Source organism: Isosphaeraceae bacterium EP7 (assembly GCA_038400315.1).
GTDB lineage: Bacteria > Planctomycetota > Planctomycetia > Isosphaerales > Isosphaeraceae > EP7.
This window is the reverse complement of the sequence record CP151667.1, coordinates 6,208,090-6,228,713: the sequence shown is the minus strand read 5'-3', so window position 1 is coordinate 6,228,713 and position 20,624 is coordinate 6,208,090. Positions and strand designations below refer to the sequence as shown.

Annotated in this window: 18 protein-coding genes; 9 read left to right on the top strand and 9 right to left on the bottom strand. The window is 66.9% G+C overall.

Annotation, left to right across the window (positions count from 1 at the left end; translation table 11 throughout):
* Positions 1-10 precede the first annotated feature (10 nt).
* Positions 11-430, top strand: coding sequence for a VOC family protein (locus EP7_RS24610; protein WP_463524859.1), 420 nt, complete (start codon positions 11-13; stop codon positions 428-430).
* Between the two features lie 12 nt (positions 431-442).
* On the opposite strand, the gene EP7_RS24605 is transcribed toward EP7_RS24610, so the two are convergent.
* From EP7_RS24605 to EP7_RS24595, 3 genes are all read right to left on the bottom strand, one after another.
* Positions 443-2,290 carry a redoxin domain-containing protein gene (locus EP7_RS24605; RefSeq protein WP_463524858.1) on the bottom strand — a complete coding sequence of 616 codons (1,848 nt, stop codon included), beginning with the start codon at positions 2,288-2,290 and terminating at the stop codon, positions 443-445.
* Between the two features lie 31 nt (positions 2,291-2,321).
* A complete protein-coding gene (locus tag EP7_RS24600) occupies positions 2,322-2,552 on the bottom strand; it encodes an oxidoreductase (RefSeq protein WP_463524857.1) in 231 nt (76 codons plus the stop codon).
* Between the two features lie 129 nt (positions 2,553-2,681).
* The gene (locus EP7_RS24595) at positions 2,682-3,626 is read right to left on the bottom strand and encodes a DUF1559 family PulG-like putative transporter (protein WP_463524856.1); all 945 of its coding nucleotides are present in this window, start codon (positions 3,624-3,626) and stop codon (positions 2,682-2,684) included.
* Positions 3,627-4,273: 647 nt separating this feature from the next.
* Here EP7_RS24595 and lpxB point away from each other — a divergent pair.
* The 3 genes from lpxB to EP7_RS24580 all read left to right on the top strand — a co-directional run bounded on the left by lpxB (position 4,274) and on the right by EP7_RS24580 (position 8,610).
* On the top strand, positions 4,274-5,491 hold the full coding sequence (lpxB, locus tag EP7_RS24590) for a lipid-A-disaccharide synthase (protein WP_463524854.1): 1,218 nt from the start codon (positions 4,274-4,276) through the stop codon (positions 5,489-5,491).
* Positions 5,492-5,679: 188 nt separating this feature from the next.
* Positions 5,680-6,306: an HdeD family acid-resistance protein gene (locus EP7_RS24585; protein ID WP_463524853.1), complete on the top strand. Its 627-nt coding sequence runs from the start codon at positions 5,680-5,682 to the stop codon at positions 6,304-6,306.
* 219 nt (positions 6,307-6,525) lie between these two features.
* Positions 6,526-8,610 (top strand): thioredoxin domain-containing protein, encoded by a 2,085-nt coding sequence (locus EP7_RS24580; RefSeq protein ID WP_463524852.1) that lies wholly within the window; start codon positions 6,526-6,528, stop codon positions 8,608-8,610.
* A 145-nt stretch (positions 8,611-8,755) separates the two neighbouring features.
* Here the strand turns inward: EP7_RS24580 and EP7_RS24575 are convergent, their stop codons facing one another.
* On the bottom strand, positions 8,756-9,136 hold the full coding sequence (locus tag EP7_RS24575) for a hypothetical protein (RefSeq protein WP_463524851.1): 381 nt from the start codon (positions 9,134-9,136) through the stop codon (positions 8,756-8,758).
* Positions 9,137-9,163: 27 nt separating this feature from the next.
* Positions 9,164-10,312, bottom strand: coding sequence for a DUF1559 family PulG-like putative transporter (locus EP7_RS24570; protein WP_463524850.1), 1,149 nt, complete (start codon positions 10,310-10,312; stop codon positions 9,164-9,166).
* 316 nt (positions 10,313-10,628) lie between these two features.
* Between EP7_RS24570 and EP7_RS24565 the strand changes: the two genes are divergently transcribed.
* Positions 10,629-13,061 (top strand): beta-N-acetylhexosaminidase family protein, encoded by a 2,433-nt coding sequence (locus EP7_RS24565; protein WP_463524849.1) that lies wholly within the window; start codon positions 10,629-10,631, stop codon positions 13,059-13,061.
* Between the two features lie 99 nt (positions 13,062-13,160).
* Here the strand turns inward: EP7_RS24565 and EP7_RS24560 are convergent, their stop codons facing one another.
* A complete protein-coding gene (locus EP7_RS24560; protein ID WP_463524848.1) occupies positions 13,161-13,703 on the bottom strand; it encodes a hypothetical protein in 543 nt (180 codons plus the stop codon).
* Positions 13,704-13,920: 217 nt separating this feature from the next.
* On the opposite strand from EP7_RS24560, the gene EP7_RS24555 reads away from it, so the two are divergent.
* A complete protein-coding gene (locus EP7_RS24555) occupies positions 13,921-15,309 on the top strand; it encodes a DUF1501 domain-containing protein (RefSeq protein ID WP_463524847.1) in 1,389 nt (462 codons plus the stop codon).
* Positions 15,310-15,667: 358 nt separating this feature from the next.
* Here the strand turns inward: EP7_RS24555 and EP7_RS24550 are convergent, their stop codons facing one another.
* Entirely contained in the window at positions 15,668-16,849 is a 1,182-nt protein-coding gene (locus EP7_RS24550) for a lactate racemase domain-containing protein (protein ID WP_463524846.1), read from the bottom strand.
* Positions 16,850-17,288: 439 nt separating this feature from the next.
* Between EP7_RS24550 and EP7_RS24545 the strand changes: the two genes are divergently transcribed.
* On the top strand, positions 17,289-17,687 hold the full coding sequence (locus EP7_RS24545) for a VanZ family protein (RefSeq protein WP_463524845.1): 399 nt from the start codon (positions 17,289-17,291) through the stop codon (positions 17,685-17,687).
* 215 nt (positions 17,688-17,902) lie between these two features.
* Complete coding sequence (locus tag EP7_RS24540) at positions 17,903-18,490, top strand: RNA polymerase sigma factor (protein WP_463524844.1); 588 nt, start codon at positions 17,903-17,905, stop codon at positions 18,488-18,490.
* 7 nt (positions 18,491-18,497) lie between these two features.
* Here the strand turns inward: EP7_RS24540 and EP7_RS24535 are convergent, their stop codons facing one another.
* Together EP7_RS24535 and EP7_RS24530 are read right to left on the bottom strand one after the other, a co-directional pair.
* Entirely contained in the window at positions 18,498-18,977 is a 480-nt protein-coding gene (locus EP7_RS24535; protein ID WP_463524843.1) for an SRPBCC family protein, read from the bottom strand.
* Positions 18,978-19,087: 110 nt separating this feature from the next.
* A complete protein-coding gene (locus tag EP7_RS24530) occupies positions 19,088-19,300 on the bottom strand; it encodes a hypothetical protein (RefSeq protein ID WP_463524842.1) in 213 nt (70 codons plus the stop codon).
* Positions 19,301-19,468: 168 nt separating this feature from the next.
* Here EP7_RS24530 and ald point away from each other — a divergent pair, with 168 nt between their 5' ends.
* Entirely contained in the window at positions 19,469-20,581 is a 1,113-nt protein-coding gene (gene ald, locus EP7_RS24525; protein WP_463524841.1) for an alanine dehydrogenase, read from the top strand.
* Positions 20,582-20,624: the final 43 nt, after the last annotated feature.

Genomic DNA, 20,624 nt, shown 5'->3' with positions numbered 1-20,624 from the left:
GGAGCCGTCAATGTCGGAGCAATCGCCCAGGTCGAGCCTGATCTCATGCCTGCGCTACCGCGACGCTCCCGCTGCGATCGACTGGCTGGACCGCGCCTTCGGCCTGCAAGCCCAGCTCGTCATCCGCAACGATGACGGGACGATCGCCCACGCCCAGCTGACCTCCGGTGGAGGGATGATCATGCTCGGGTCGTGCGGCGACACCGAATACGGCCGCTTGATGAAGCGGCCCGAGCAGGTCGGCGGCTTCGTGACCCAGAGCGTCTGCATGATCGTCGACGACGCCGACGCGGTTTACGCAAGCGCCAAGAAGGCGGGGGCTGAGATCGTCATCGAGATCAAGGACGAAGACTTTGGCGGCCGAAGCTTCACCTGCCGCGATCCCGAGGGGCAGGTCTGGACCATCGGCACCTACAACCCCTGGGTCTGAACGCACACGCGATCAGTTCGCGGGCTTGTCGGGCGGTGCTTCGGTCGTCTTCGCGGCCGAGGTCCCGGGCAGGCTGGCAGCCCTGCGGAAGAACTCGTCCATGAAGTCGTCCTTGGAACCCGGCTGGGTCAGGTCCTGGCCCGATCGGGTGAGCGCCAGGAAGAGGATCATCATGTCATCGGTGGTCGCCTCGCCCCAGCGCACGCCTTTAGGCGGGCTGGACGGGTTGCGCGCGTTCCCGGCCGAGTTGTCGAACCGGGCCAGGACGCGGATGACCGAGCCTTCGGGCAGGTGCATCGGCTCGCGCAGGTAATAGGTGTCCTGGCGATTGAAATCCCAGTCGTCGATGTGGATGAGCGGCCGTGTTCGGCCGTCGGGGGTGTTCACGCTGGCGGTGATCATCCGGCCGAGCAGGTGCATGTGCGGCGTGATCGCGTGCAGGTCGACGTCCATCGGGATCGTCAGCTCGGCCTCGACCAGGATCCTGGACTCGTCCGGGGGCAGTTCGAAGGTCTCGGGATCGGCGCAGGCGGAGATCCATTGCAGCGACTGGCGGATGGGCTTGCGTGCGAAGTGAATGCCCAGCCGGGTGCGGTCGGTCTCGGGCTTGCCGCTGGGGTGATAGTGCACCTGCATCACCACGTCGGCCCCTTTCGGCAGGTTCAGGCCGATTCCTTCGCCGTAGAAATGGGCCTCGTTGCCCGGCGTCCAGCCCCCCAGGGCGCCGAAGATCCGGTCGCCGGTGAAGCCGGAGAAGCACATATAGCCGGGCCCAGGGTCGCTCGTGTCACGCTCCCGACCCAGGCCTCTGACGTCCAGATAGCTGAATGTGTGATGGACCACCCTGGGGTTGCCGGGCTGGACCTCGATGGCGGTGATCGCGCGGTCGGTCGGCTCGTTCGTCGGCATCACGAAGCAGCGGTAGACGTCGCCTCCCTCGGCCGGGATGGCGAACTCCTCGGGCATCTCCAGGATCAGGTCGGGCTCGCCCAGGGCCCAGCCCGAGGGGTTGATGCTCGCGGCGGCCGGCTCAGGCGTTCTGGAAAGGGCCTGACCCGCGGGGGCGCCGGCGTCGGCCCAGGCGCGGAGAGTGGCGATCTCGTCGGCGAGCAGGGTCCGGTCGTGGAGCAGGGGGGGCGACTCGGCCGGGTCGGGCTTCCAGGGGGGCATCAGCCGACGTTCCGCGACGTCGGCCAGGTCGCCGGCTCGCTTGGCCGCCTGGGCGTGCGTGATCAGCGAGAAGGGGGCCGACTGGCCGGGCTGGTGGCAAGACCGGCAACTCCGCCGCAGGATCGGCTCGACGTCGCCATAGAACGTGGGAGTGGTGACGATGGGTGGCGCCGGCCGATGGGTTGCGATGGCCTGATCCGAAATGGCTGCCGGCGCATGCCCCGAGAGCGCCGAGGCGAGAGCCTCGTCAATCCCGTCGAGCGTTCCACGATAGGAGAGCCTGCCGTCTCCGACCAGGACGAACGCCTCGGGCAGGTCCCCGACCCCGAACCGGCGCGCGAGCTTCGCGTCTCGATCGTCGATGACCGAGAGCAAGGGGGGCAACCCCTGAGGGGGGACGTCTCCCACGCAGATGTCGACGACCTGGACGCGGTTCGCAGGGTGGGCCTGGCGCAGGGCCTCGGCGGTGCGCGGCGAGGCCAGGTCGCGTGGAGCATTGAAGATGACGACGGAGGCGCCGCGGTCGGGCGAGCGCAGGTCGATCTTCGTGCCCGAGACGGTCCTTGCCGTCCACGGTTCTTCCAGGAACGGCTTGCCCGAACCTTGCTCCTTCGGCTCGCGCAATCCGAGGGCCAGGCCCGCGGTGGCCACGCAGGCGGCGACGCAGGCGATCAGGACGCGTCGGCTCATCGGGGGGCTTTCTCGCCGGGCCTCGGGCCGATCAACGCCGACGCTTCGGGTTCGTGGCGGTCTTCGGGTTGTTCGGGTCTTTCCAGAGGGCGCCCATGTTCTCCTTGACCTCGGGCGTTTCCTGCTCCTCGGGCGGGAGCTTGGCGAACTCCTCGGGGGTCAGCTTCTTGTAGACGATCGTGGGGTCGGTGGGGTTGCCGCAGCCGGCGGTCAGAAGTGCGAGGGCCGCGGTGGCCGAAGCGAGGGTGCGTCGAAATCGCATGGTCGGTGGGTCCAGGTCTGATCGTCGGTCTTCGGTCGTTGGCGATCGGGGGATCGGAGGCCCACGCCCCGGGTGCCACTTTCGGGGGAAGGCACCCGGGGGTCGGAGGCTTCAAGGGCGGCCGGCTGATCAATAGCTGTCGGCCGAGATGACCTCGCCGCTGGCGCGGGTCGAGAGGCCGCGGTAGACCGCCTTGGTGACGGTGTCTTTCAGGTAGCGGACGGTGCCGTCGGCGAAGGCGAAGTTGCCGCCGCCCGGGTGCTGGCTGCGGAACGAGTAGATCCCGTTGTCTTCGCTGGTGACGTCGGCCGTGACGGTGTGGCGGTTGAACGTCCCCCAGGTGGAGAAGTTCAGGCCGCGCGGATAGCCGTGGGCCCAGACGCCCTGGCCGCCGCGGAGCTGCCCCGCTCGCTTGTTGGTCGCGCTGAAGAAGTCGTTCTTCAAGCCGTAGTCTTGCTCGCCGAGGAACAGGGTGTTGGACGACCCGTCGGTGATCGACCCGATGCTGATCTGCGGCGAGGTCATGGTCGTCAGCGGGGCCGCGGTGTCACCGCTGTTGGTCGTGGTGGCGCCGATGATCACGCCGGTGGGCAGGCCGTAGAGGTGCCTGCCGCTGTAGAGGTTGGCGTAGGCATTGCCGTTGGACGTGACGTAGCTGGTCGGGGCCAGGAAGTCGCTCACCGCGAAGTCGGGCTTGGTGTAGGGGACGATCATCGTCGGGCAGAGGAACGAGCCGACCATGGTGCTCGAGCTGGTCGTGTTGTCGACCGCGCTGGCCGCCATCCCCGTGTTATAGGTGGCGAACAGGGGCGTCTGCTCCATGTACGGGAGCACGCCGGTGAAGGCCGAGAACTTGGTCGGGCCGATGAGCGCGAACGGGAAGCAGCCGTTGACGTCGTGGTAATTGTGGAACGCCAGGGCGATCTGCTTCAAATTATTGGTGCACTGCGCCCGCCTGGCGGCCTCGCGTGCGCTCTGGACAGCGGGGAGCAGCAACGCGATCAGGATGGCGATGATCGAGATCACCACGAGCAGCTCGATCAGGGTGAATCCGCGGGGCTTCTGACGTCGCATCGGTCGGTCTCTCCTGGGGGGAAGGGGCGTTGTGCGGTCCGCGGACGACAGTCGAGATCGTCGAAGGCCAGGGGACCAGGCCATCCACCAGCGAGCCGCGACACCGTCGGGGCGTCACGGCCTTGCCTCCCGACGCACCGGATCTGGGCGAAGGGCCGACCCGTGAGGGGGCCGGCCGGTCCAGGATCGCCCCGAGGCCCGTTGAGCCTCGGACTGCCGGTTGTCGTTCAGCGTTGTGGATCAGTTCCCGTTCGAGATTCGGATCAGCGTCCGCGTTTTCGCATATTTGGCTGAGCGAGCGAGACCACGACGCAGCTCAGCCAGGAGGGTTTAGACACTGAGATTCAATCTCAGAGAAAGCAGATTAAGCATCACGCTCGGCGATGTCAAGTTGGTCGACCGGCCCGGTGAATTAAGCTCACGAGAGAAAATGGGAGATCCTGGGAAGGGTTGGAGCCTTGACGGTCCTTCGGTTGAAGAGGCATGCCTGGGATTGAGGCGGAGGACCGCTTGCCATGGTCGTCATTCGGATTGGCACGCGAATTTGACAAATCGCCTTCACGACTCGCCCGGGATCGTCTAGCTTGAGAGGGATCTTCGCGAATGGACTCGCGCCATCGTCGCCGGCAAGGATGCAGAGGCACATCATGAAGTTATTCATCTCCGCAGGCGAGCCGAGCGGCGACCTGCACGCGGCGAACCTGATTCGCGAGCTGAAGCGTCTGCGGCCCGACGTCGAGATCGTCGGGTTCGGCGGCCCGCACATGGAGCGGGAAGGGGCCAGGCTGCTCTTCCCCCTGGTCGACCTGGCCGTGATGTGGTTCTTGCGAGTCCTGCTCAATCTCCACAAGTTCATCGGCCTGGCCAATCAGGCCGAGCGCTACTTCCGGGATGAGCGGCCCGATGCTGTGATCCTGATCGACTATCCGGGGTTCCACTGGGCCCTGGCCAAGCGGGCCAAGCGGCACGGCGTGCCGGTGTTCTACTACGTCCCCCCCCAAATCTGGGCCTGGGCGGGCTGGCGTGTGAAGAAAGTGCGCAAATACGTCGATCACTTGCTATGCAGCCTGCCGTTCGAGCCGCAGTGGTATCGCGATCGCGGGGTCGAGGGGGCCATCTTCGTGGGCCATCCCTATTTCGACGAGCTCGATGGCCGCGAGCTCGACGAGGCCTTCCTCGCCGAGCGGCGGGCGATCCCCGGCCGCAAGGTGGCGATCCTCCCCGGGTCGCGGACCCAGGAAGTCCTGCGCAACATGCCCGTCTTCCTGGAGGCGGCCTCGAAATTAGCTCGCGAGAAATTCGAGTTAAATTTCGAGGTTTGTGCTCTTCACGAGGCTCACCGCCAGCTTATACTTAATCAGATCGCCCAATCCGGGCTCACGCTCCCCATCGTCGTGCATGCGGGGCGGACGCCCGAATTAATTCGGATGGCGGAGGTTGCCTGGGCTGTCTCGGGCTCCGTGGGGCTCGAACTCATGGTCGAGGCCCTTCCCTCTGTCGTCCTTTACAAGGTGAACCGGATCGACCTGATCATCGCCCGGCCGTTCATCAAGAGTCGGTTCATCAGCCTGGTGAACCTGATGGCCGACCGGGAAGTGATGCCCGAGTATCTGACGGCCGACGACGTCTCCGGCGAACTCGCCGGCTGGGCGAGTCGGTGGCTGGGTGATCCCGCGGCGAGGCAGTTGGCGTCGCAGACGCTGGCCGACCTCCGGGCGGACGTCGCCAAGCCCGGAGCCTCGGCAAGGGCTGCCACCCGGATCGTCGAAGTTCTCTCCTCTCTCTCGCGGACCAAGCCCGAAGGATTCCACCCCATCGGCAACCGTCCGCACCCGTCGCGAGACCTTCACGCGACCGGCCGCTGAGTTCGCCCCACCCTCCTCGTCCCGAATCGTCCGCCGAAAAACTCGAATCGCCTTGCATCGCCTCGTTTCGTCTTGCGGATCTTCGGGCCTGGTCGGGATCTTCCCGCGTCCGTCGTTTCCCGGGTTCGGCACCCGAAGGCAGGCCCCAAGACCACGATCGGTCTTCGGGATCGGGGGATTTCTTCCTCATGACTCCGTCAAACCAAGAAAATCTCGGCGAACAGGGTGACTCCTCGGGGCGGACCGACGAAGCTGTCGGTGGCGGCCCGGCCCAGCCCAGCATGAAAGTTTCCTCGGCGACCAGCCGTTGGGTCGCGGGTGCCCCCGGCCTGGCCCTGCTCCTGCTGGGGGTGGCGACCTTTGCCTACCCGGGCCTCGCAGTCCAGACCTTGGTCCTGGCCTTCGGCGTCGGCGCCACCGCCTACGGACTGACCGAGGTCCTCTCCGCGATCGTCGGCGACCGCAAGCCCCTCACGTCCGAGACGCTCATCGTCCTGGGCCTCGGCGTGCTCACCCTCGTGCGCCCCGGCCTTACTGAGCTGGCGCTGCTCTACATCATCGCTGGCTGGGTCGTCTCCGTCGGGCTCTTCGAACTGTCCACCGCCACCAGCACGAGCCGGGAAGTCCCGGGTCACTGGATGCCCGCCCTCGGCGGGGCCATCACCGGAGGGCTTGGCCTCTACCTGGTGCACGTCCCCCACATTGGCCTGCTTGCCCTGGCCTGGCTGATCGGCGGCTATGCGTTCTCCTCGGGAATCATCCTGATCTCGCGGGCGATCCGCCGCCTACCCCTGATCGACCGCGGCGGCTTCTAACGCCCGGACCAAACTGTCCCGCCTGAACGAACGAGCGACCGGATCGGCGGCCTCCAATCGCTGGGGGCTTGCCGTTTCGGCCGTTGCGGCCCGATGATTGGTGGAAATATCAAGGGGCGCCCGTCGATTCGGCGAGAAGGCATCAACGCAGTCGGGGCCGGCCCGCTCCGTCCGGCCGCATCGGCGACGCCCTCGCGACCGCCGAGACGAGCACCCGACATGGCCCAGACGCACGGCGAACACCCCCGCAACCGACTCGCGGGCGAGACCAGCCCCTACCTCCTCCAGCACCAGTCGAACCCCGTCGACTGGTACCCCTGGGGCCAGGAGGCCATCGACCGGGCCCGGGCCGAAGACAAGCCCATCTTCCTCTCCGTCGGCTATAGCGCCTGCCACTGGTGCCACGTCATGGAGCGGGAGTCCTTCGAAGACCCCGCCATCGCGGCGCTCATGAACGAGCACTTCATCAACGTGAAGGTCGACCGCGAGGAACGCCCCGACATTGACCAGATCTACATGGCCGCCGTCCAGGCCCTGACCGGACACGGCGGCTGGCCGATGTCCGTCTTCCTCACACCCGACCTCGTCCCCTTCTTCGGCGGCACGTATTATCCGCCCGTCGACTCGCGCGGCATGGCAGGGTTCCCCAGGGTCCTGCTCGGCGTCGAGAAGGCCTGGCGCGAGCGGCGGGCTGAGATCGTCGACAGCGCCGGCGAGATGCTCCGGCGATTGGAGACCTCGGGTCAGGTCCCTCCCTCCGACGGCGAACTCACCCTGCGCCTCCTCGACGGGGCGGCCTGGGCCTTGGCCAAGCAGTTCGATCCCGCCAACGGAGGCTTCGGCTCCGCCCCCAAGTTCCCGCACCCCATGGATTTGCGGGTCCTCCTGCGCCATTACGGCCGCACCGGCGATTCTCAGTCGCTCTCCATGGTCCGCCTGACCCTGCTCAAGATGGCCTATGGCGGGATCTATGACCACCTTGGCGGAGGCTTCGCGCGCTACTCCACCGACGACCGCTGGCTGGTCCCCCACTTCGAGAAGATGCTCTACGACAACGCCCTGTTGGCATCCGTCTACCTGGAAGCGTATCAGGTCACTCGCGAGCCCGAGTTCGCCCGCGTCGCCCGCGAGACCCTCGACTATGTCCTGGGCCGGATGACCGATTCCGAAGGGGGCCTCTACTCCACCGAGGACGCCGACAGCGAGGGCGTCGAGGGCAAGTTCTACGTCTGGTCCCTGGCCGAGATCCGCGAGACCCTGGGGGCCGACCGCGCCGCCATCTTCGCCCAGGCCTACGACGTCAGCGAGGCCGGGAACTGGGAACACAGCAATATCCTCAACCTCCCACGGGCATTGTCCGACCTCGCCCGTGTTCTCAACCGCGACGAGCCCGGCCTCCTCGCCGACCTGGCCGAGGACCGCGCCAAGCTTTTGGCCCTGCGCGAGACGCGCATCCCGCCGGCCAAGGACACCAAGATCCTGACCTCCTGGAACGGCCTGATGATCGCCCCGCTCGCCGAGGCGGGCGCGATCCTGGGCGAACCTCGCTATGTCGACGCCGCCCGCCGCGCCGCCGCCTTCCTGCTCGACCGGATGCGCCAGCCCGACGGCCGCCTGCTTCATAGCTACAAAGATGGCCAGGCCAGGTTCAACGGCTACCTCGATGACTACGCCAATCTCATCGACGGCCTGACCCATCTCTACGAGGCGACCGGCGAGCCCCGCTGGATCGCCGCGGCCGTCGACCTTTCCGGCCAGATGATCGCCGAGTTCCACGACGACGAGGCCGGCGGCTTCTTCTACACCGGCAAGAACCACGAGGCCCTGATCACCCGCCAGAAGGACGCCTACGACAACGCCACCCCCTCGGGCAACGCCATGGCCGCCACCGGCCTGCTTCGCCTGGCCGCCCTGACCGGCCGGGCCGACCTCGAAGCCCTGGGCCGGTCGACGCTCCAGTCGATCCACACCATCCTCGAGAAAGTTCCCATGGCCGCCGGCCAATCCATGGTCGCCCTCGACTTCCTCCTCGCCCCCTCGCGCGAATTCGCCGTCTTCGCCGGCGCCGACCCCGACGAATTCCGGTCGGTCCTGGCCGCCATCGCCGCCCGGTTCCTCCCCCACAAGGTGGTCGCCCCCGCCAGCCCCCAGGCCACCGCCCCCGCCGATCTGGTCCCGCTCCTCGCCCGCAGGGCCGCCCGCGAAGGTAAGACGACCACCTACATCTGCGAGCGCTTCACCTGTCAGGCCCCCATCACGGGTCTGGAGCCCCTGAAAGCCGCACTGGTTCCCACGCGTCCCTGATCCTTGCGGGTGGCCGATTGATTCGTGGACCAGAAACGCCGGAAGGGCGGGCCGGGAGCCGATGCTCCCCGCCCGCCCTTCCGTTTGATTCAAGCCCAAGTCCCCGACCCGCTCGTCGCGACGAAGGCCGGGCGGCTTCGTTCCATCAGGGCATGAAGTCGAGATTCAAGGAGTTCTCGCCCGCCTGGACCTGGAGGGTCTTCTCCTCGTCTTCCAGGCCGAAGGTCGCCTTGGTCCGCGTCTTCGGCGTGATGGTCACGACGTTCTGTCCGGCCAGGGCCTTGATGGTGTAGGAACCATCCTTCGAGATCGGGGCGTCGCGGCTGCCGACGATCCGTCCGGGCATCGATGCGTTGAAGTGGAGGGTTCCACCGTCCAGCACCTTCCCGCGGAATGTCACCTTGCCGGCCACCTTGGCCTCGTCGGACGTGGTCCCGCCGGGCGAGCCGCCCGAGTTGCATCCCGACGCGGCCGTCATCAGCGCGAAGGCCATGGCCGCGGCTTCGAGAAAACTCCGTCGATTCATCTTCGGGACTCTCCGCCAGTTCAACGTTCAGAACGAGTCGGACGAGACGACCTCGCCGCCAGCCTTGGAGCCGATCGCCCACCAGACCTGCAGGCCGATCGTCTGCTTGACGAACTGGACGTGGCCGTCGCCGAAGCTGACGTTCACACCGCCCGGATGCCGGCTGCCCGCCGTCCAGGCACCGCCGAGGAGCCGGCCTCCGGTCCCGTTGGTGCAGGACCAGGTGTTCGGGGTCATGACGTGATTGTAGGCCGTTCCGTACGGCATGATGGCCAGCCACCAGTAGCCGCCGACCGGCCCCGACGGGCCCCAGGGAGGGCTCGGCCCGCCCGCGGGCAGCCCGCCTAGCACCTTGCTCGGATTGCCCGTCGTCAGGCAGAGGTTCTGATACAGGGCCGGGCCGTTCGCCAGCGAGGGGTCGAGCAGGGCCTTGTTGTTCGAGTCGACGGCATTGTTGCCGGGATACGTCGAGGTCAGGACGGCGGTGGCCGTGGCACTCGGGATCAGGGTGTCCAGCTGGGAGCTGTTCGAGGTGCCGATCCCCTTGACCCGCTCGCTGAACGCCGCCGTGTTGCTCAGGCCGTCGGTGACGTCGGCGATCCGCACGATGGGCTCGTCGGGGCCGTAGCCGGGGCCGATATTGGTCCAGCCGACGTGGCCGAACAGGCCGTTGGGCGACGGCAGGCCGAACCCCGCGGGCGTCGCCCCGAAGCTGGCCGCGTAGTTCACCGGCCCGAAGCCCGTGGTCAGCCGGTCGAGGTCGCTCGGGCAGACCAGGACGCCCAGCCGCGCATACTGGACCGTCGCGTTCTCGTTGCTCGGCTTCGCGGTCGCGCGGCCGGTGTCCGAGAAATTGATCGCGTTATAGATGGGCGATTGCTCGAAATTCGCGAGCAATAACGCGAAGGCGCCCCAGTCGTTATTGTTGTAACCGCCGTGCCCCCAGGGAAACGACAAGGTGGACGACTCGTAATTATGCATCGCAATCCCAAGCTGCTTGAGATTGTTGACGCATTGCATCCGCCTGGCCGCCTCGCGGGCCGATTGCACCGCCGGCAGCAGAAGCGCGATCAGGACGGCGATGATCGAGATGACCACCAGCAGCTCGATCAGCGTGAAGCCGACGAGCCGGCGGGACGGGCCGGTCCGGCCCTTCAATTCGTGATTAACGCGCATGCACAGACTCCCTCGATCTGGAGAAATGATCTGAGGCCTGAACTGCAACGATGAATCCAGGACAGGAGCAACATAGCTCCTGACATGGCGAAGCGCAGCCCACAGCACCCTGGACTCGGATGAGCCCGGGCCAATCTGTTGGATTGAGCGTCAGCGACGATCGCGGTCGAACTATTAAGAAACTACAGCCTCGACAGGGCCGGTCAGCTTAGATAGATGATAGTCCTAAAGTCAAATAGAATCACCGGTCTTATAGTCACTTTACTTAGGCAGTCATCGCATCAAGTGGTGTCGGTCCCCAAGGAATCGTCCGGACATGAGACAAAAGGCAACGAAGCACCCGTTCTGGGGTAGCCTTCTCCTTGGTTTCGCCCTACTCTCCGCCTTCTCATCGGCCGAGGGGGCGGTCATCGAGGGCACGCCCGAGACGCGCATGATCGCGCTGGGCAATGCGACCGTCGTGGTCCCCGCCAGCTTGACCGCCCGCGAGCGCAAGGCCGTGTCGATGCTGGTCGAGGAAGTCGGCCGGCGCACTCGCCAGAGCTGGTCGGTGACCTCGGACTGGCCGGCGACCCCGGGGCCGCTGGTCGTGGTCGGTTCCTCCGCTTCCGGCGCGGCGTTTTCGGGAAAGCCCGGGTTCGACGAGGGCCCCGCATCCCCCGCGCGGCCCGAGGGATATCGCGTCTGGGTCGCCGGCAAGGCCCCCGTCGTCTGGGTTGAGGGCCGCGATGAACGCGGGGTCCTCTTCGGCGTCGGCCGGCTGCTCCGCGAGCTGCGGATGAGCCCCGGCCGGGTCGACCTGCCGGCCGACTTCCGGATCGCTTCGGCGCCAAAAGACTCGATCCGGGGGCACCAGCTCGGCTACCGTCCCAAGACCAACTCGTACGACGGCTGGGACCTCGACCAGTGGGAGCGGTATATCCGCGACCTGGCCGTCTTCGGGACCAACGCCGTCGAGCTCCTCCCTCCCGAGACCGATGACGAGTCCGAAAGCCCCCATTTTCCCCGGCCGCCGCTGGAGATGATGGTCGGGATGTCGAAGCTCCTGGACGACTACGGCCTCGACGTCTGGGTCTGGTATCCGGTGCCCGACGCCCTCGACACCAAGCCGGACGAGGCACGCCTGTCGCTCGAGCGCTGGGCCGAGGTGCTGGGCAAGCTGCCGCGCGTCGACGCCGTCTTCGTGCCCGGCGGAGACCCCGGCCATACCCGGCCCGGTGGCCTGATGCTCCACCTGGAAAAGGCCGCCGCCGTGCTCAGGCACGCCCACCCCAAGGCGCAGCTCTGGGTCTCCACGCAGGGCTTCGACAAGGCCTGGACCGAGGAGTTCTACGCCATCGTCGCCAAGGAGCCGGCCTGGCTCTCGGGCATCGTCTACGGGCCCCACACCCGCGATTCGCTGGCCGAAGTCCGCGCGGGCGTCCCAAGGCGCTATCCGGTTCGCCTCTATCCCGACATCACCCACACCATGAAGTGCCAGTTCCCTGTCCCCGACTGGGACCTGGCCTACTTCGTCACCCAGGGCCGCGAGCCGATCATCCCCCGGCCCCGCGCAAGCGCGGAGATCATCAAGGCCCTCGGCGATCACGTCGGCTTCGTCACCTACTCGGAAGGGTGCAACGACGACGTGAACAAGGTCGTCTGGAGCGCCCTCGGTTTCGAGCCCGACACGCCGGTCGTCGAAGTCTTGCGCCAGTACGGCCGCTACTTCATCAGCCCGAAGCTCGCGGAGGGCTTCGCCCAGGGGCTACTCTCGCTGGAGCGGAACTGGGTCGGCCCGCTGCTGAGCAACGCCGCCGTCGAGACGACCCTCCTGCAATTCCAGGATCTGGAGCGGCAGGCGTCCCCAGGTGACCTCAAGAACTGGCGATTCCAGCAGGCCCTCTATCGGGCCTATTACGATGCCCTGGTGCGCGAGCGGCTCATCTTCGAGACTCGCCTGGAAGACCGGGCGATGGACGACCTGAGGCGGGCCGAGGAACTCGGCTCACTCAAGTCGCTCCAGTTGGCCCGCGAGGATCTCGACCTCGCCAGGACGACGAAGGTCTCGGCCGACCGCAGGGCGAGGGTCTTCGAGCTGGGAGAGGCCCTCTTCCAGAGCATCCACATGCAACTGAGCGTCCCGCGCTACAAGGCGATCGGCGAGGAGCGCGGGGCGAACCTCGACTCCATCGACGCGCCCCTCAACAACCGGGCCTGGCTGGAGGCCGAGTTCGACAGGCTCGCCGCCCTGCCCGACGAGGCGGAGCGCAAGCGGGGGATCGAGCGGATCATCCATCGGACCGACCCGGGACCGGGCGGGTTCTATGACGCCCCCGGGAACCCCGCGCGACGGCCGCACGTCGAACGCGGACCCGATGTCTCGGCGGACCCGATGCTCCGCGTCGACCGCCAGGGGTTCCAGCCCCGCCCGGAATGGCCGCTCACCTGGTATCGCCACGGCGAGAGCCTGTATGACGCCCCGTACCGGATGACTTACGACGACCTCGACCCACACGCCGCCTACACCGTCAGGGTCGTCTACGCCGGCGACCAGAACCCGGTCCCCATCGAGCTGAAGGCCGAAGGACTCGTCGTCCACCCCCCCATCCCCAAGCCAAGCCCGACTCGCCCGCTCGAGTTCGACATCCCGCGCCAGGCCACCGCCGACGGTCGCCTCACGCTCTCCTGGACCCGCGAGCCGGGTCGAGGCGGCAACGGCAGGGGCTGCCAGGTTGCCGAGGTATGGCTCATCCGCAAGGGAGAGTGAGGCCGCAGCCGTTCGCACCGAGCGGACGAGACGAGGGGGACGGGCACCCGCGAGGCATGGGCGTCGCCCGTCTCCCCTTATCGCCGTCGAGTGAGGGCGTCAACGCGAGGAGGTGCACAGCCGGAATCGCCGCGCGAGGGCGGGCCGGCCCACCTCATGAGGGCTCCAGCTCGCCTCGATCGTCTTGACCCCCCTCGCCCAGTTCCGAACGAGACGCATTCGCGTCGGTGACGACTCGTCTCGATTCGGATCGCTCTCGGATGTGGGGCCGAGTTCAACCACCTTCCTCGCCGCGACCGGTTCGCTCCTGGGTGTCTGCCGGTTTTCCTTGGGGCCGGGGTTCTTCATCGCCATCAGGTCGCCGTCGAGAAAATCCACCGACGCCATCTCCCGGCCGATTGCCGGGGAGAAGACCGCCACCACCGTCGAGGCCCCGCGAATCAGTCGGCGCGACAGGCGACCCGGGCGCACCCTCCCCGGCCTCGCCTGGTCCGACTCGCCGGCTAGCTTCCCCAGGATGTCGAACGCCGCCATCGCCACGACGGGCGCCGATTTCGGCCCGGCCGACCAGGCCGAGCCGGCCGCCAGCAGCGCCGGCAAGAGCAGGGGGCCCCGCACCAGGCACGTCCTACGCATCGTCATCACCGAATTCCTCCGCCGCACCCGGGCCGATCTCCCGGCTGATTTCGAGTGACATGCGTACACTAAGCGACCCTTAATCCTGCGTCAATGAAATTCCACTGAACATTGTTTCACTGCTTTCGGAGGGGTCATTGCCCCGCCGCCGTGTTTGAGATAAGCTGAACTTTGAGGCCTCCTGTGGTGCCCGGACCTGCGCTCAGACCTGGGGACGACTCCGATGATTCCGGACCATCGCCACCCGTACGGGGTCATTCGCCGCGAATTTCTCCAGGTTGGGTTCTCGGGCTTCCTGGGCCTGGGCACGTCGGGCCTGCTGGCGGGCGCGGCACGCGGTGCGACGCTGGCCGCGAAGTCGCCCAGGGCGAAGTCGATGATCGTCGTCTTCCTGACGGGTGCTCCCAGCCAGATCGACACGTTCGATCCCAAGCCCGACGCCCCCGACGGCATCCGCAGCGAGTTCGCCACGATCGAGACAAGGGCACCCGGCCTCAGGTTCTGCGAGCACCTGCCCAAATTGGCCGGGCATGCCGACAAGCTGGCGGTCATCCGGTCGATGGCCCACGGCTTCACGAATCACCTGAACGGGACTCACGAGCTGCTGACGGGGCACTCGCAGCCGGGCGCCTTCTTCGACAAGATCGCCTCGCGCGACGATTACCCCTGCTACGCCGCGGCCCTGGACTACCTGAAGCCGCGCGCCGACGGCATCCCGACCGGCGTCATGCTGCCGACGTTCCTGATGGAAGGCCCGCTCGTCTGGCCCGGCCAGCACGCCGGCTTCCTCGGCCCGAAGCACGACCCCTGGCAGATCCGCCAGGACCCCAACGACCCCAAGTTCCGGGTCGATGACCTGAGCATGCCGGTCGGCTTCAGCGTCGAGCGGATGAACTCGCGTCGGTCCCTGCTCAGCGACCTGTCGGCGCAGCGCGACGCCCTGGAGGCCAGCCCCGTCGCCGACCCGCTGGCCAAGCAGCGCGACCTGGCCTATGCGCTCTTGCTTTCGGGCAAGGTCGGCCACGCTTTCGACCTGGGCCGAGAAGACCCGAAGGTGCGCGACCGATACGGCCGTCACCCCTTCGGCCAGTCGTTGCTGCTGGCCCGGCGCCTGGTGCAGTCGGGTGTGCCGATCGTGCAGGCGAACATGGGACGGGTCCAGTCATGGGACCACCACGGCGCCATCTTCAAGACCTTGAAAGACCGGATGCTGCCGCCGCTCGACCAGGCGCTTGACGCCCTCTTCGAAGACTTGCATGTCTCGGGGTTGCTCGACGAGACCCTGGTCGTGATCACCGGCGAGTTCGGCCGCACGCCCAAGATCGGCTTCAGCGTCGGCTCGACGGTGCCCGGTCGCGACCACTGGTCGTCGGTCTTCTCCACCGTCCTTGCCGGCGCGGGCGTCCGGGGCGGCCAGGCCATCGGCGCCTCCGACCGGATCGGGGCCTATCCCGCCAGCCGCCCGTATTCCCCCGGCGACCTGGCCGCGACCATTTATGACGCCTTCGGAATCGACCCGGCTACCGAACTCCGCGACCGCCTGGGACGCCCGATCCAACTCGCCCGCGGCGAGGTCATCGCCCCCCTCTACACGGCCGCCGAGGCCGTCTAACGGCCCTCGAACCATTCCCGAAAAGAATTCCGAGAATTTCCGCCGGTTTTCCGCGCCGATCGCAACTCTAAGGAATGGACCTCGACCGCGCTCACCCAGCCCGCGTTCGGGGCGACCGCGATCTTTGGCAATTCGCACCAAAACCTCACGGCCTCACCGGTGCCGAACGAACCCACTTGCGGGCGCGAGATCACGAAACGAACCGAACGACCCCATTTTCTGGCGAAGTAAGCTCGCTTTTCTACGAAACGAACCCATTTCGGACGTCGTGATCCCGCCTTTTTACGAAACGAACCCATTCTGGGCGTGCTGACCCTGCTTTTTACGAAACGAACCCAACCCGGCTGTTCCGCCCCCTTCAGTCCTCGTCCGCGTCACAGCGCACGAGATCGGCCTTATTGACGAGGATGACGTCGCTGGCGGCGGCGACCAGGCGTCGAGATTCCTCGGGCTTGCTCAGCGGCGTGATCGACATTTCCTCGACGAGATCGGGGTCGAGCTTGCTCAGCAGGTAGACGTCGGCATGGGTGGTCGCCTCGGCGATCGCACGGGCGGCGAAGTAGTCGGGCTGGCCCTCCCCCCCTTTGATGGCGGCGAGCGCCGATCGGGGATCGCCCGCATCGCGGACCCGGGCCAGGTTCATGCCCACGTCACCTTCCACCCCGGAGAGGATCACGATCTTGCCCCCCCGGCGGGCCAGTCGCACCGCATTGTTCAGGCCGGCCGTCAGGGCATCCAGGTCGCTCCCCTCCACCGACGCGATCACCACCTCGGCCCGGCTCGGCGCCCTGAACCGGAGGTTGGCGTCCAGTTCCTCGGCCCCTCGTCGCTGCACAGACGACTCGAGGCCGGCCACCACCCGGATCGGGCCCGACGGCTCGCCCAGGACCCCGACGTGGAACTGACAGCCGATCAGCCAGCAGACCTCCGACGCCTCGAGTAACGCGGGGCTGGGCAGGTCCGGGTCGGGCGGGGTGTCGTCGCTGGATCTGAGGGCGAACGAGCGGCGGGTTTCCGTGTCGCTCATCCCCGGGAACAGGGTGCTCCAGGGCCCCCTGTAGCCGAACGCGGGATCGAACGTCAGACGACCAACAGGCAGGACGAAATCGGCGTCGGTCAGCCTTCGGTTCAGGTAAACCCGCCGCCCTTCCTGGGTCGTCGCCAGGTAGGACATCTGCTCCTTGTCGTCCGGGTTATGAACCGCAAACTCAACACCTTCCGGAAGTTGCAGTGGAACTTCGGGGGCCGACGAGCAGAGCACGGTGATTGACCCAGCCTCGACTCCCGCATCGAAGAGGACCTGGCAGGCGGCCGCGATCACGGCCGGAGCGCATGGCGTCTCGCCATCATTGGCGATGACCACGATGTCACCCGGGACCACGGCATGGCGAAGCGGCGGGAAATCGAGCGGCGCGGCCAGGGCAAGAAACGCCGCCTCGGCGGGATCGGCGCCCTGCGAGAGGCGAGGGCCCGTGCAGGTCGCGATAAGTCGATCCCCCGCGTCAAGTTCGATCGATCCGCCCCGGAACTCCAACGCCACGTTGATGCATCCCCCAAACCTCGAAGATTCACTGCCGGCCGCGCAGGCTCGACGAATCCCAAGTGTAGTTTGGCCCCGCCGGAGGGGTCAAGCGAATCGGCCGCCGGATGCTCGCCCGGCACGAGCTTAAGAGACTGTGCCGTCATAGGTTCGGACGCAACGGCGATCGGTTCGAGTCGGTCAAATGTCCCCGGGACACCCGGGCTCGTGTCGACAGGCAACGTGGCCAAATGTTTTGCGTGGAGCGTAGGATGGAGATGGTTCGCGGCGTCGATCAGCCGGAACCATGCCAGGGAAGCCCTCCCGACTCTGGCATCCGACCTTGATGACTTTCCCATCCTGTAGACGGGCCAGCGATCATCTCGCGGGCACCGCAGCCTGGCGGAATCGGGGACTTTGACTGATGAATCGACTGCTGATGGCCTTGCTCTGGACCGCCGTGGTCATCGTCGCCTGCGGTTGGCCGAGCCATCGACTGCCGGTCAACGAAGGTGCCAACGGGATCGGCGAGATCAAGCATCTGGACAAGGTCATCCATGCCGCGATTTTTGGCGTCTTAGGTTTTCTCTGGATGCGGGTCGATGGCGCCCGCTCGATAGTGCCTCAGTTGATCATCGCCGGGATCGCATTGGCGGTGGGCAGTGAATTGCTCCAACTCCATCCGGCCATCGGCCGAGATGCGACCCTGGGCGACCTCGCCGCCGACCTCGTCGGTTTTGCCCCGGGGCTCGCGGCCGGCCTCCTTTACCCTGGCCAGTGCCGGATGTTGGCCGATCCGGAGTCGGGTTCGCTCGTCGGACAACAGACAGCCGGTGTCGCCGACGAATTTGGCCCTTAACACGCGATTTGCATAAGGTCAGGAAGAAAGCGAATAGAACTTTATTATAGCGACTCAGATCTTCGGGCGATAAGAGTTCAGGACCGAGTCGAGACGATCTAAGTCTTGTCCTCAGCGGGGATCATCTTAAATCATCGCCTTTGGACCTGGACCCTCACGCCGGACGACCGGTGGGGGTTTTGCCCATTGGATCTCTCCCGAGGTGGCGGCACACGATGGGACACGACAGCCACTTCAACAGGCTGGTCGAGCGCCTCAGGGCCGGGGATGAGGACGCGGTCGCCGAGCTTGTGCGCGACTACGAGCCATTCATCCGCCGCTCCATCCGGCTCCGCCTACGTGATCAGCGGCTCAGGCGGATGTTCGACTCGATGGACATCTGCCAGTCCGTTTTGGCCAGCTTCTGCGTCCGGGCCGCCCTGGGCCAGTACGACCTTGACGAGCCTTCTCAGCTCCCCAAGTTGCTGAACACGATGGCCCGAAACAAGTTAGCCCACGAAGTTCAGCGCCTCAGGGCCGGCCGCCGCGACTACCGAAGGGCCGAACCGATGGAGTCCGGATTCGCAGGCCCCGCTTCCACGGCCGACTCTCCCAGCGAGATGATCTCTCGCGGCGAGTTGCTCAGCGAGTTCCGCTCCCACCTGACCGAGGAGGAGAAGCAGATCGTAGCCCTTCGTGATTCCGGCCTGGATTGGGTCGGGCTGGCCGCCAGGATGGGAGGCACGCCCGATGGCCGGCGGATGCAACTCACCAGGGCGATCTCCAGAATCGCCCTCGCCCTGAGGATCAACTCATTCGACTGACCGGCCTTCAGGACGTCGCGGAGGGTGCCCCCGGGAAGTCGCGGGCCTCGACGATGATTCGGGTCTGCTCGTGACGGTAGTCGAACATCTGCTGGAGCTTATGCTCGAGGAACCCGGCCCCGAGCGTCCGCCCGAGCAGGCCGAGCGGCGGCTCGTAGTCGACCTCGTCCCGCAAGGTCGTCCCGCCCTGCCCGTCGTCGAGTGTAAGGTGTCGGTGGAACCAGGACGCGAAGGGCCCCGAGACCTGGCGGTCGGCGAACATCCGGCCCACCTCGTATTCGACGTGCTCGGCCACCCAGGTCAAGGGGATCGGCCCCAACCAGGTGCGCAGGACCACCCGGCTGCCTGGCCGGATCGACTCGCCTCCGGAGACGAGCTCGACCTTCTCCCAGGGGGGAGTCAGCCGCTGGAGTGCCCCGGAACTCTCGTGAAACGCGAAGGTCACGCCCGGCGGGGCCGCGATGTGAGATTCCTTGACGAAACGCATCGGTCCGCGACGCCTCCAGGGACTGCCCGTCCGCGAAAGCGGCCGCCCGCTCCCCCAAGGTGTTGTGCACCTGGTGAGCGTGTCGTCAAGCCGCCGCCCGCGTCCCGGGCTCAGAGGGTGTCGCGATCATCGCGGGGCCGGACGCGTTCCCGCACCAGGCAGCCGGCGATGTACCCGGCCCAGGCAAGGTAGGCGTTGACCAGGGCGAAGTGTATCCGGTGCTCTTGGTCATCCCCCAGGGCGGTCGCGACGGCGTAGCCGATCACGCCCCCGAGGGCCACGCAGAACACCATGGCCGTGATCCGCTCGAGATTCAGGTCCAAGGCGTCGGCCCCTCCGATGGGCTGCAAGTGACCCGCGCGGCACCTCGATCTTGCCGCAGCCGGGGCGGACGTGCAAGTGTCCGTCGCGTCTCGGCTTGATTCGAGCGACGCGGTCTGATGGAATGGTTGCGCGGGGCGGTTTGTCGCCCCCCAACGGAGCTGCTGACGATGATCGTGGGCGTCCCGAAAGAGGTCAAGGCGGACGAGTACCGGGTGGCCATGCTCCCCGTCGGCGCCGAAGAATTGACCCTCGCGGGGCACACCGTGCTCGTCGAGGCCGGGGCCGGCACGGGCAGCGGTATCGCCGATTCGGCCTATTCCGCCGCCGGGGCCGAACTCGTTGCCGACGCCGCGAGCCTCTGGGCTCGCGCCGACATGGTCGTGAAGGTCAAGGAGCCGCAGGCGTCCGAGTGGCCCCACCTCCGCCGCGGTCAGGTCCTTTTCACCTACTTCCACTTCGCCGCCGACGAGGCCCTCACCCTCGCGATCATCGACAGCGGGATCACCGCCATCGCCTACGAGACCCTGCGCGACCCGCGCGGTGGCCTGCCGCTGCTGACCCCCATGAGCGAGGTCGCCGGCCGGATGAGCATCCAGGAAGGCGCCAAGTACCTGGAACGCCCCAACGAGGGCCGAGGCATCCTGCTGGCCGGCGTCCCGGGCGTGGCCCCGGCCGAGGTGGCCATCCTGGGCGGAGGGGTCGTCGGCGCCAACGCGGCGAAGGTCGCCGCAGGGCTGGGCGCCAGCGTCCGGATCCTGGACGTCAACCTCGACCGCCTGCGCTATCTCGACGACATCATGCCGCCGAATGTGACCACCCTCTATTCCGACCGCCACACGATCCTGGAGTCGATCGAGCGGGCCGACCTGGTCATCGGAGCCGTTCTCATCACCGGAGCCCGCGCCCCCAGGCTCGTCCGCCGCGAGGACCTCGCCCGCATGAAGCCGGGCGCCGTCATCGTGGATGTGGCGATCGACCAGGGAGGCTGCATCGAGACCAGCCGACCGACCACCCACCGGCAGCCGACCTACTTGGTCGACGGCATCGTGCACTACTGCGTGACCAACATGCCGGGCGCCGTCGGTCGGACGAGCACCTACGCGCTCTGCAACGTCACGCTTCCCTACGTGATCCAATTCGCCAAAGTTGGCTGGCGGGCCGCCGCCAGGGCGTTACCCGGCGTGGCCGACGGGGTCAACATCGACGCCGGCCGGGTCACCAACCGGCCGGTCGCCGAGACCTTCGGCCTGACCTACGAGGCCTGGGACGCGGTCGCCTGAACCGTCCCGAACTCTCCGATGATCTCAACCCCCGACCCGGCCC